The sequence below is a fragment of the Enterobacter sp. BIDMC109 genome (assembly GCF_001037885.1).
Taxonomy (GTDB): Bacteria; Pseudomonadota; Gammaproteobacteria; order Enterobacterales; family Enterobacteriaceae; genus Enterobacter; species Enterobacter hormaechei_C.
This window is the reverse complement of record NZ_KQ090002.1, coordinates 4,384,363-4,396,773: the sequence shown is the minus strand read 5'-3', so window position 1 is coordinate 4,396,773 and position 12,411 is coordinate 4,384,363. Positions and strand designations below refer to the sequence as shown.

The window sequence follows — 12,411 nt, the reverse complement described above, 5'->3', positions numbered from 1 at the left end:
CCGTAATTAATGGCAAACCGATGAGGAGCTGTTCAGCCCCCAGGCCGGGGAGGAGATTTCGCACTTTCCGCCGCGGAGATGCACGTTGAGCGTGCGTGGCGGCTGTTCAGCACGGATATACAGTACGCTGGCCTGGCCGACATACCCGACAGATCCACCGTGTTCATCCAGCACTTCGGTGCCAAACGGCAGCGGTTTGCCGTCGGTGCGCGTCGCATGAAGTACCCATGACTGGCGCTTATCGGTGTCGAAGCGGATATAACTCACCGCCCCGTCGTAAGGAGCCACGTTAGCCATATTGCCGATCACCTCCGCGCCAGCGCTGTTTTCCGTTTCGGTTAACGTAATGGCGTTTTTGCGATACGGGGTGGCGTAAGGGACCAGCGCCACGCCATCGCGGTTCGTCATAATGCTTTCATCGCCGTTCACCATCAGTCCCTCCGCCTTTGGCGCATCGACGATAGTCATGGTTGTGCCGGTTTCGTTTGAGGCGAGAACGTGCCACGGGTAGGCCACCAGGCTTCCGCGCCCGCTGAGCCCGGTCTGGCGGTAGTCGGAGGATTCGCTGTAAGAGCCACCGAGTGTCGCGAAGTTCGAACGGTACGCGGCGTTAACGCTTGCCGCATTTTTACCCCCACGCGCATTACTGCCGGAGAGGGTATAGCTCAGGCGGTTCGACGCCAGCGCGTTCCCGCTCATGCTGATATTGCTCTGCTCGTAATGCGAATCGCTGGCCGTCAGGCTGGAGGTGATCCACGCATTGTTATCAAACAGCGAGAACGGCAGGCTGAGGGAGAGGTAAAGGCGCGTCTCTTCTTCACTGTCCCTGTTCCGTACCCGGCTGGCCGACAGGGTATAGCTGGCGCGGCCGATGGCGTTGGAATAGCCCATCTGATATTCGCGCGTGGTTTGCTGTGAGTTCCAGTAATCGCGCTGTGTGCCGGAGACAAACACCGTGCCCCAGTTATTGAGCAGGCGCTGATTAAGGTTAAGCGTAAAGGTATTTTTGGGCTGCGCCGCGCGCAGGGCGTCCCAGGTGCTTAGCGACATGTCGGGCGCAACGCCAAACCGATCTTCATAGTCGTCGTACTGCGCTCTCAGGCGCTGATACCCTTCGCGCGAATAGAGCGCGTCGCTGAAGCTGTAATAGCCTTTAGTGGAATAGCGATAGGCCGCCAGGGTGAAGTTGGTGGCGGTGGTATCGATAAATTTGCTGTACGACACGCGATAACTCTGACCGCTGCTGGTGCGATCCTGTAGGGTGGTTTTGGCGTGGGTGACATCAAACGAAACCGCGCCAAACGGAAGGTTCCACCCGGTACCGACAAGCCCGGCCTGGTAGTTATCGCTAATAATCGTCCCGGTATACCCGGTGATGAGGTTATTAAACCCGTAGCGCAGCGTGGCCTGCATGAATGCGGGTTCGGCATCGAGCGTGTTCTGATGCACTTTACCCGCCACTACGCTGTACTGGCTCACCCCTTCTTTTAGCATCCCGGGCACGGCGGAAAACGGCACCGTGAAGGACTGCTGTGAACCGTCCGCTTCACGCACCACTACCAGCAAATCGCCCGCGGACCCGGTAGGTTGAATGCTGTCGAGGGTAAACTGGCCCGGCGGCACGTTCTCCTGATAGATCACGTTGCCATTCTGGATAACTTTCACCAGGGCGTTCGTCCGTGCCACGCCGTGAACCACCGGTGAAAAACCCTGCTGTGAATTTGGGCGCATCTTCATATCCGACGCCAGCGACACGCCGCGCACGCGCAGGGAATCAAACAGATCGCCAGGAATATAAAAGTCACCCAGCGTCAGGTTGGATTTCAGCGAGGCCAGGGGACGGCGCAGGTAGCGGGTATTATTCTGCCAGCTACTCTCTCCGCTGGCGGTTTTCCGCCAGGCGCTGCTGTCGCGAAACTGCCAGCCGAACAGGTTGGCGCCGGAATCCAGCCCGGCATAAAAATCATCATTTGTGTCTTTCGCAGTGCCTTTCGCGCGGGTGTTGTACCAGGTCGTGTTCCACGAGAGCATCAGCGCCGGGATCCCCTCGTCCCAGAACTGGGGGGCAATGTAACCTTCTTCAGTACGCTGCACGGCCGCCTGCGGAACGGTAAGCGCCAGACTCAGGGTGCTGGTATCGGTTTTGACTTCACCGCCCTGAACCAGATCGCGCAGCTGGACCTGCCCGTGCGCAATGGCGGGCGCAGGCACGGACGTGGTGTTGATGCCCAGCGACCGGGCATCTTTCCAGGCAAGGCGGATGTCGTCACGCTGTTCGCCGTAGATGACGGTATAACGTCCCTTCCAGCTGCCGTTTACGTAGATATCCATCTCCTGACTGCCGGCAGGCATGGCGTTGTTTTCGGAAAAGCGAGACAAATCGGACTCACCGGATGCGCCAGCAAGCAGGGAGGGATCAAACGAGACGGCCCCTGATTTATGCGAAAGCAGAAGCGTGCAGACTGCCAGCAGACAGAGTCTGTTTTGTTTCATTTTCATGGTGAGTCTTTCCGATCACTGACTGGTGAAAGTCCGGGTTTTATACGCGCCAAGATCGTCCACATACATCAGCTGGAAGGTCTGTCCGCGCTTAACCGTATTTTTGGCGGCGACCGTCAGCTGCCCAAACGGGGAAACCATCGGGGACTCCTGGAGCAATTTCGTTTTACCCAGCGAAATATTGGCGACCGTAATATGGAACGGACTGTTATTTGTAATGCGAAAGCGATCGCCGTCGGCGGCGAGCGTCAGTTTCGCCACCGCGTCATCCAGCGTGCCTTTCAGCGCAGCGGGCCGATAAAAAAGTTTGATACGGGATTTAATCGCCAGCTGAACGGTATTCTGGTTTTGCAGATTTTCAGGTCTGGGCGGAATGTCGAGGACATTCAGGAAAAAGACGGATTCGCGATCCGCAGGCAAGCTGGACGGCAGCTTTTTAATACGAAGCTGTTGACCATTATGTTCGTTAACCTTTATCACCGGCGGCGACAACAGAAACGGCACATTGGCTGTTTCCGGCGTGGAATTAATATCACCGTCATCTATCCAGGATTGTACCAGAGCCGGCGCATCGCCCGTATTCATTAACTGGACGATCACCTCTTTGTTATTTTCAGGATAAAGGACACGGGTGCCATTAATGACAATATTGGCCCATGAGTGACCCGTGCTTAGCAGTAAGCCTGCCAGCAAAATTGCCTTGCGCATGATTGCAACCTTAAATACAGGCTCTGCGAAAACAGAGCCTGAATAATCACTATTACAGGTAGGAAATGGTATACGTTACGTTGGAGCTTAACTCGCCCACGGTGGCGGCAGCGGCGTTTGTTTTATAGTAATAAACGTCCAGCGTCAGCGTTTCGGAATCTGGCGCGGTCGCTGTACCCATAATATTTGTCGTGTAAGGCTGGTTCAGGGTAATAGGCGTAGACGAACCTGGCTCCACTAACGCAAAGCCGACATTACGTGCCACGCTGGCATCGCTTTCGTTCACGCTGTTATTCAGCAGGTATTTACCGTCAGTGGAAATATTATCCGCGCTGGAGAAATACACTTTCAGCGGGGTACCGGTCGTTCCGGCTGCTGGTGAGCAACCAGAGAATGTCAGCGCAATAGATTTTTTATTTCGGGTGATCAGGCCAACCGTGGTGCCCGCATCTTTTACCGAAATAGGGGAAAGCGCAACGGTAAAGTCCGCGCTTTTACCGCCGTTAATGGTACAGGTTGTATCGGTAATAGCGCCGGTAAAGTTAATGATACCACCCGCCGAATTGTCTGCGGCCACTGCGCTGGTAGAGGCAATAGCGGCGGCCAGCAGTGATACGGTCATGATCGATTTGAACATGATAAACTCCATGAAGATTTGTGTTATTTAAAATGAATGTTAATCGGCTACACATGTCCCTGATGTACCGGCTAGACGCATGGCGACTCGGGAGAATGCTTTGACGATATTATGTTGCACTAAAAAAGTACATAACAAAACATTATTCCAACAACTTCTAAAGTTTAAGATTATAATCTTGTCAGTATGTTTTTTTTAATGTTTTAACCTAAATGCGTTGGTTCGAAGATTTTTATTAATGCTTTAATAATCGTTAATTAATGAAGCTTTATGAATTCATCTCTCAATTAATATCACGCGACTTGACCACACAAACTTTAGACTTATTATTGCCTGGCAAATGCACAAAAATTTAACAATGGCGTAATAATAATATGAAGTATCTCATTGATCTTACAATGCTTTAAGAAGTCGACACCGGTATGATCATGATTAATGGAGAGGAAGAGTCATCCATTAAGTTATCTAACCAGGCGGGTCGTCTGCTTTATGAACTTATCATCAATAATGGTAAAACACTCGACAGAGACGACCTGATAAAGAAGGTCTGGGAGGATCATGGTTTCTCTGGTTCTTCGGTGAGTCTGAATGTTGCCATAAGTGAAATCAGAAAAGCATTTCGTACATTAGGCTGCGACCCTTTACTGATAAAAACGATACGTGGCAAGGGATTTAGCCTTGCCGCGCATATTGAACACCACACGGTCAGGCCGCCGGTTATTTCAACGCTTAGCGAAGAATCTGCCTCTGAAGCATTCGATACGCTAGCGCATAAGAAAGATGCCGATCCGCCTAAACAAATAATATCGCTGCACAGACTCTTTATTTCTCTCTGCACGTTATTACTGATTATTGTTACCGGCACCGCTGTTTTACTGTTGCACCAGCGGGATTCCTATGCCGAGAGCCTGAAAGATTCTGATATGCATCTGCTCGGTAAAGTGGACAGGTGTACGATATACCTGATCGATAAGAATATGTATCAGCCGCGACAGCACTACTTTAATCACGTAAAAGAGGTCATCGCCAGTCAACATATCGACTGTCAGCATCAGGTTGCAGATGCTTACTATCCCAGGTTTAAAAAGTCGCAGATAGAAAATTATTTCCTGGCCATCTGTTATCAGCAGGACAGTATCGACGATTATAAGAACTGCATTTCTTACAGAAGCCTGACCGGGAGTTAAAATATGTCAAGGACTAAAATGAGTGTACTGTTCAGTATCGTACTGGCGCTGTCTGTCATCGCGTTGTTATGGGTCTATTTTACCAGAACGCAGGATGAGGGGTTTGGCTGCCAGTCAGATACCATTTCCTGGAAAACCTATTCCACGGGTGAGTCAACCGATATGTCGCTAACCACGCTTTTCCTGTTTAACAACAAAGATGTTGTGACGGTTATTCATAAAGGCGTACTCAAGAAAGAGGGCAAAAGCTACCTGATTGACAGAAATTACACGCTCAGCGTGGAAAAGGTCGACGGCAGCAACATCTTTTATATTAAGGATAAAAAGCTGAATAAATCTGAAGATGATGCGGCGCCGGATGGCGTTGTAAACGAAATGTTACTTGATAATATCAACTTCTTCTATATTACCAGCGTAAAAAAACATGCGTGGTTAATTAAGGGGCTGGTGTTGCCTGTAATGATGTGTGTAGCTGTCCCGACGTCCTGATATTTCTCTTTATTGAAAAATCGATATTTATCTATTACTCGGGAAATTGAGTAATTTACTCAATACGTAACAATAAGATACGAGAAATTTATTTATATTTTTATTGTTACTCTCCGTCGAGTGAATTTTTCTGTATTGCCTCGTTATTTTGCGGCTGTCTATACTCCGCCTCGAAAAAGGGGCTCCCCTTTTTATACACGTGGATTCTTTTTTGAAGGACTAAATAAATGAACAAACTGAACGCTATCGTTCTGGGCTCCCTGCTGTCTGTTTCTGCCCTGAGCGCAGTTAATGCAGCTGAAACGACGGCTTCTGCCACCTGGCAGGCAACCGCGACCAAAGACAGCGAATCCGATCTGGTTGTTACGCCAACGCGTGCTTTGAACTTCGTTTACAGCGCCAATACCAAATCTTTCAACACCGATACCGGTCTGTTTGATGTGGCTATCCGTGGCGATCACTCTACGGCGACCAGCTTCAAACTCGAAGCTATCCTCGACGATTCAAACAACACGCTGTTCAGCGTGGGTGGTGAAGCGACCAAGCTGAAAGTGGGTGCGCGTTGGGGCGGTAACGACCTGGGCTCTATCGGTGGCACCGTGGGGGCGAAATCGACCGCATGGACCACGCTGGTTGATTCTTCTTCTAACACCGGCGTCTCTTCTGGCCTGTGGAACCTGACCACCAGCGCAGGCGCGGCGGCAGATACCGAAATTACCGGCCAGGACAAATTCGTCTTCTACGTTGACTCCGCTCAGGACAACGCGGGTACTGCGAAAGAGTTCAAAGACCTGACCAACAGCCTGTGGGAAGGGACCGTGTCTGTTGCGTTCCGCGCAACCTGGGGCTAAGGCCTGATCGATCCAGGGGCGCAAGCCCCTGTTTAGGGAAATAGCATGTTTAACCTCAAATCCACCTTCTTATTTTTATTATTTATCTCTTCCTCCGCGCTGGCCATTAATGTGGGAAAAGTCACCACCATTATTTCTGCGGATGCTGACTCCACCGCCAAGGAAATAAAAAACGAAGCAGACAGCGTGCGTATTGTTTCTGTTCGCGCACAGCGGATCAGCAGCCCAATGGATGAAGGGATCGTCATTAATCCGGAGAAAGTGGACGAACTGTTGCTGACGCCCACGCGCATGGTAATGCCCGCCGGTACCAGCAATATCGTCAAATTTTACTATCACGGGAACGCCGATAACAAAGAGCGTTACTACCGCATTACCTTCACGGATGAAGGGGTAAGCGAAGAGGTGGACAGCGGTTCGCCAAAAAACGGCACCGGGATGACGCGTGCGGTGGTGAGCACCATTCTGGTGGTTCAGCCCCGGGATAAGAAGATTGATTTCGTCTATGTGGCGGGAAAAATAACCAATAAAGGGAACACCTCGTTTCGCGTCAATGCGACCGGGACCTGCCTGAAGCCGAATCCGGAATCCCCCGGCACGCCGTGTAGCAAAAACTTCTACCTGATGCCAGAGACCTCGCGCGCTATCGAGGATATCAACGTTACGGATAACCATTTTCATCTCGGAATATGGGACCTGAAACAGTTCATTCCTGTTAAGTAAGGATGCATGGTGAAAAATAAATTAGTGTTGCCGGTGATGATGGCTTGCGCATCCGGCACGCTGCCCGCGCTTGCGCATGCAGCCTCAAGCTCCGTGGTTATCGCTAATTACCGTTTTCCCGACTCGCTTTATGCACTGCTGGAGCAGGGGATCAAAATTCCCGTCTATCTGGTGAATACGCGTCCACACTCAGCACAACAAGGGAACCACGAAGGCACGGCGAACGAATATGTTCGTATCGGTGACGTGACGCTCTTTGCAAAAGATCTGAAGCTGGGGTTGAGGGATGTTCAGGTCCAGGAGTCTGATAACGGCATTCGTCTGTCAAAAGAGATGCGGGCGTTACTGCAAAGCATTAACGATAAGCAGTTTGATGACCAGATGCGTATTCCGGTTAGCGCGGGTTCGGCGTTCGAACTGGATCAGAAAAAAATGCGCCTGTTGCTGAATCTGTCGCAGAGCGACTACGGGGTGAATATTCGCCCGCGTGAGGTGGACATTGATGCGCCGGAGTCTGACGACCTGAGCGGCACGTTCTCCTACAACCTCGGAGCGTATCACACCGAGAGCGGCTACGGTGACAGCTGGTCGTCGGGCTATCTGAACGCGAGAAACTGGATCTCAATGGGCGTCGATCATGTCCTGATCGACGGCTCTGGCTACGTCAACGAGAACAGCAGCGATACCCAGATGAACGCGGTTATGTGGGAGCGCGACTATCAGGGGATGCGCTACGCCGCGGGCATGCTGAACGGCTGGGCGATGCAGTCTCTGGCGAGCGTCAGCGGGATTTCCGGCGGTGAAGTCTACGGCGTTTCCATGGGCAACCAGGCCAACTCCCGCAAGCGCGATAACACGCTCTCTCTGACGCCGGTGGTGGTCTATTTTCCCACGGCGGGCGAGGCCCGTATTCGTCGTGACGGGCAGCTTATCGGCATTCAGCGCTTTGACGTCGGCAACCATGAAATTGACACCAGCAGCCTGCCCTACGGGATCTACAGCGTCGAAGTTGAAGTGGTGAGCGGAAGCCGCACCGTGTCGCGCAGCATGTACACCGTAAATAAACCGTTCTCCAGCAACGTGTCGGAAACGCTGCGCTGGCAGATGTGGGGCGGGATGTATAGCCGCGATAAATCCGTCGTCAATTATAAAAAATACGCGAAACGCAAAAACGAGCAGGATAACACCTACTACTACGATTACGACACCAAACATAAAGACACCATGTCGCTGGTGGGAGCCTCGTTCAGCAAGCGCAGCGGGATGGTCGACTGGAACGCCTCTACCTACATGATGCGGGAACACATCGTCAGCGAGCTGTGGGCCTCCCTGAACCTGACGGGCTATTTCTCGGTGAATACCCAGACCATGGCCGCCTCCGACGGAACGTATCGCGCCAACTATGGGACGAATCTCAGCCTGCCGTGGCAGATCGGTTCGGTTTGGTACTCCCATGAACAGCTCTCCAGCGGCAAATTCCTGGATATCTATGAGAGCAAGGGCAACACCTGGGGCGCTTCCTTTAGCCTGCCGTCATTCGGCCTGCCCTCGGCGGGCAACCTGAGCCTGATGCGCCAGGAGGACGACCTCTATCACTACAAACGCTATCAGCTGGACTACTCCCAGGGGTTATACGCCGGTCGCTACGGCACGGCGCGCCTGCGGGTGGGAATGTCGCGCAACAAATACGACGGGTATTACGAAGAGAAAGATCGTTACGTGATGCTCGATTTCGCCATACCGCTCGGCAATACCGTGTCGGTTGGCGTTTCCCACAATCGCGATACCGGCACAGCGCTGAACGTCAGCGCCAGCCGCCAGTTTGAAGGCGATTACCTGAAATCGGCCACCGCCAACGTCTCGAAAGCCTTTAACAGCCGCCAGGATCGCAGCGTAAGCGGCGGCGGCAGCGTGAACTTCGACACGCCGTGGAACAGCAACATCCTCAGCGTCCAGAGCGGCATGAGTAAAGGCTGGAACTCCACGCTGACCAGTGACGGCAGCGTGGGCTGGTCCAAAGAGGCCATCGCCGCCGGGAAAGGCACCGAAAGCGCAGGGGTGATTGTCAGTACCGGTCTCAAATCTGATGAAGCGCTGACCCTGAAGCTTAACGGCCGGGCAGAACGCATCAAAGGGGATAAGACCTGGCTGTCGCTGCCGGCATACCAGGCTTATGACCTGGAAGTGATGAACAGTGAAACCGGTACGGAAAGCTATGAGATTGGCGCGAATGCGCGTCGCCATATCACGGTTTATCCGGGTAATACCGTGGTGATGAAGCCGCAGGTGAAGAAAATCGTCACCCTGTTTGGTCGTCTTGTGGATGCAAACGGGGCCCCGGTTGGCGCCATGCAGATCAAAAACCATGTCGGGCTGACCCGGACGGAAAACGACGGACGCTTCGTGATCGACGTTGATAAGAACAACCCTGTCCTGAGTATCGCCACGCCGGACGACAGCGTCTGCGAAGTGCGCCTGGACATCGAGTCTAACCGCGGTGCGCTGTGGCTCGGGGACATCTCCTGCGACAAAGGCGATTTCGTCTGGCAGGAAGCAAAAGGAACGCAGGAACGTGACGATGAAAAAGATATTCGCTCTTAATTTACTGCTGATGAGCGCGGCGGCCCAGGCGCAGGAGCTGCCCTATTTCGCCATTAATAACCCGGACAATAACGGGACGGGAAACAGCGCGGGGCTGTTTAGTCTGAACAGCACGTCGACCGCGTTTTTACACGGTTCGCGCGAGTGGCCGACCCTGAGTGCGAAAACGAATAACGGTATCGCCACTTACATCCCGGACAACAGCTACAGCGGTCCGGCAGGCAGCGCGCTGACCATCGACTTTTCGGTGACCGGTTCCAGCGCCTCTCCGTTCTTCAAAGGGACGGCGTGTTCCTCGTCCTGCGGCAACACGGGGTACACCCCGACGACCAGCTATACCGACACGTCGATGGTGGTTAAGCCGCCGGTGATGGAGCCCGGCACGTCATACGGGCGCTGGGTCCTGGGCGATCCGTTCTTTAACTATCTGCTCAACGCCGCGCCAGGGGATGAAGTGACCATCACCTCCACGCCGCAAATCAGCTCCATCAACAAAGTGACCACCACCAATACGCTTCACAAGGTGGGCACGCTGACCATGACCAACGCCAGGGCGCTTAACCTGGGGATTGACCCGATCAGCGGTGAGGTGACGATTGTCGATGGATCAACGGGGGCCACCTGCACCAAATACACCCGCAACACGGTCTCTGGCGTCCTGTGCGACCTGCTCGAATACACGTTTGTTGGGGAGGATATCTCCGGTTACAACGGGGGGCTGGCGCTCACCTCTTCCCGCGTCAACAGCGTGCTGCAATCGCACATGAGCGGCGGCACCGGGCTTGCCGCCGAGCTGACCTTCGATGAAAACACCTGGTACAGTATCTCCGGCGGTATCCTGAGCGATACGCGTGTCCTGGCGAACACCTTCCTTGCAGCGCCGCAGAAAAACGGCGGCAAAGCGTCCCTTAAAATCTTTTTGCCGAAAGCGTTAATTCTGAGCGTGGCGCAGGCGGGGGACGGCAGCAACATTGGCAATATCGTCAGCCTGTGTCTGACGCCCGGCAACAGCTCGCTGGCGGCGGATTTCTGCTTCCAGCCGGGGGGCGGCCTGGTGATTAACCCTATCGAGCCCGGGCTGGAGATTGTGCCAGACAACCCGGATTACACCCTCGATCCTGACGGTCTGGGCGGCTCCGGGAAAGGCATTATCGGCGAAGCGCCCATTGAGATCCCCTACACCATCACCTACAGCGGGGCGCAAAAAGATGCGGCGATTGCGGTCACGGTAAAAGTCACCGGGCCTACCCAAAGCCTGAATGGGGTGGACTACTGCGCCTTTAGCGGCAACGGTTTCACGGTTCCCATTCCGGGCAACGTGCTGGTGGGGAAAAGCCAGACGCTGATGGCGCACAACTGTAAAGGCGAAGTACTGTCGATCCCGGCGCCGGCCACCCATGCGGAAGAGTGGGACAAAATGAGTTCCGGCGTGACCGATATGTGGCTCTGGAAAACACCGCTGATCCTCCAGTTCGTTATGGATAATCCGGTATCGAAAACCACCTATGACGGAAATAGCTGGTTTGGCGAAGTGACCGCGCAGGGAAGAATAGATGTTAGCGCATCCTGGAATTAATCAACCATGACTGGAAAATTCCTGGCTATTTTTGCAATAAATTGCTTCATTTCCACAGGGGCAAATGCTTTAATTATCGAAAGTCTGAATATTGATTTTCTTCCCGAAAGAGAAGTTGTTTTTCAGCCGATAAAAAACGATACCAGCGAGCGTCAGAATTATACCGTTTCGCTTATTCAGGTAGACGTTCCTAAAGAGAAGGGAAAAGAAACCGAAATAAAAGACGGCGAAGTCATGTATTCGCCTAAGCAATTAACGCTGGGGAGCGGTGAACGCGCGGGTTTTAAATTTTATTATACCGGCCCGCATGACAACAAAGAGCGATACTATCGCGTAAAATTCACCGAGACGCCGCTCCAGGCAAAGGTTATCACGCGCAAAGGCCAGCGCATCCAGTCGGATGTGGTGGTCTCGCTTGAGGCTATTTTGATTGTCCGTCCATGGACACGACATTTTGATTATGCGTTTAGCAACGGGGTGGTGAGTAATACCGGGAATACCTATTTTAAATATGTTTCCTCGGTCGGGTGCAGTACGCAATACAACAATTCAAAATATATTCCGCCGGGGCAACGGCTGGAAATAGATAATGCCGGGCAGGCTGCAAGGCGGATGATTATTTATGGCAATAAAATCATTCCGCTTACCACCTGCCCGTAGCAACCGCTTTCCTTCATAAAAGGAAATTAGCCTTTAGCATCATGCTAAAGATCCATCACTACAGGAGATAAAAATGAAAGCGATTTCATTCGTAGAAGCGAAAGACATTATCGGTGGCGCGTTAAACCCGTTCGCTGGTCTGGTTAAAGGTGCACAGCTGGGTTACGACACCGGCGCAAGCATCATGGGCATGGTTGGCGGTGTGGTTGGCGGAATTCTGGGTGGCGCAATGGGCTTCCTGGGTGCGCTGGTTGGTAGCTACAACTAATTCACGTTAACAGGAAAAGACTCATGCAAGTTATTGATTTCAAAAAAGCACAGGCCATCATCGGTGGTTGGGATCCGTTTGCTGCCGCTATTCAGGGCGCAAGCGCGGGCTATAACGCGGGCAGCCAGATGTTAGGGGCGCTGGGCGGCACCATCGGCGGCGTGTTCGGCCTGGTGGGCGGCTTCATCGGCGGTTTCTTCAGCGCCTAAGCG

Annotated in this window: 12 protein-coding genes; 9 read left to right on the top strand and 3 right to left on the bottom strand. The window is 52.9% G+C overall.

The window, feature by feature from the left end; all coding sequences use genetic code 11:
* Window positions 1-6 precede the first annotated feature (6 nt).
* From SK62_RS20710 to SK62_RS20700, 3 genes are read right to left on the bottom strand one after another with little or no spacing between them, the layout of a single operon-like run.
* Complete coding sequence (locus SK62_RS20710) at window positions 7-2,499, bottom strand: fimbria/pilus outer membrane usher protein (RefSeq protein ID WP_047718457.1); 2,493 nt, start codon at window positions 2,497-2,499, stop codon at window positions 7-9.
* 15 nt (window positions 2,500-2,514) lie between these two features.
* Window positions 2,515-3,207, bottom strand: a complete 693-nt coding sequence (locus tag SK62_RS20705) for a fimbrial biogenesis chaperone (protein WP_015570089.1) — start codon at window positions 3,205-3,207, stop codon at window positions 2,515-2,517.
* Between the two features lie 52 nt (window positions 3,208-3,259).
* Entirely contained in the window at window positions 3,260-3,844 is a 585-nt protein-coding gene (locus tag SK62_RS20700) for a fimbrial protein (RefSeq protein WP_017383657.1), read from the bottom strand.
* A 422-nt stretch (window positions 3,845-4,266) separates the two neighbouring features.
* Between SK62_RS20700 and SK62_RS20695 the strand changes: the two genes are divergently transcribed.
* From SK62_RS20695 to SK62_RS20655, 9 genes are all read left to right on the top strand, one after another.
* Entirely contained in the window at window positions 4,267-5,031 is a 765-nt protein-coding gene (locus SK62_RS20695) for a winged helix-turn-helix domain-containing protein (protein WP_255360383.1), read from the top strand.
* 18 nt (window positions 5,032-5,049) lie between these two features.
* Window positions 5,050-5,520, top strand: coding sequence for a hypothetical protein (locus SK62_RS20690; protein ID WP_017383656.1), 471 nt, complete (start codon window positions 5,050-5,052; stop codon window positions 5,518-5,520).
* Window positions 5,521-5,747: 227 nt separating this feature from the next.
* The gene (locus SK62_RS20685) at window positions 5,748-6,371 is read left to right on the top strand and encodes a common pilus major fimbrillin subunit EcpA (RefSeq protein ID WP_003860995.1); all 624 of its coding nucleotides are present in this window, start codon (window positions 5,748-5,750) and stop codon (window positions 6,369-6,371) included.
* Window positions 6,372-6,416: 45 nt separating this feature from the next.
* A complete protein-coding gene (locus tag SK62_RS20680; RefSeq protein WP_015570085.1) occupies window positions 6,417-7,094 on the top strand; it encodes an EcpB family pilus assembly chaperone in 678 nt (225 codons plus the stop codon).
* A gap of 6 nt (window positions 7,095-7,100) precedes the next feature.
* Window positions 7,101-9,695, top strand: coding sequence for a CS1-pili formation C-terminal domain-containing protein (locus SK62_RS20675; RefSeq protein ID WP_047718459.1), 2,595 nt, complete (start codon window positions 7,101-7,103; stop codon window positions 9,693-9,695).
* Window positions 9,673-11,271 (top strand): hypothetical protein, encoded by a 1,599-nt coding sequence (locus SK62_RS20670; RefSeq protein WP_023302845.1) that lies wholly within the window; start codon window positions 9,673-9,675, stop codon window positions 11,269-11,271. Before SK62_RS20675 ends, SK62_RS20670 begins: the two co-directional genes overlap by 23 nt.
* 6 nt (window positions 11,272-11,277) lie before the next feature.
* Window positions 11,278-11,931 carry a hypothetical protein gene (locus tag SK62_RS20665; protein ID WP_006812468.1) on the top strand — a complete coding sequence of 218 codons (654 nt, stop codon included), beginning with the start codon at window positions 11,278-11,280 and terminating at the stop codon, window positions 11,929-11,931.
* Between the two features lie 73 nt (window positions 11,932-12,004).
* Window positions 12,005-12,199, top strand: coding sequence for a hypothetical protein (locus SK62_RS20660; RefSeq protein WP_013094846.1), 195 nt, complete (start codon window positions 12,005-12,007; stop codon window positions 12,197-12,199).
* A gap of 23 nt (window positions 12,200-12,222) precedes the next feature.
* Window positions 12,223-12,408 (top strand): hypothetical protein, encoded by a 186-nt coding sequence (locus SK62_RS20655; RefSeq protein ID WP_001196016.1) that lies wholly within the window; start codon window positions 12,223-12,225, stop codon window positions 12,406-12,408.
* Window positions 12,409-12,411 lie beyond the last annotated feature (3 nt).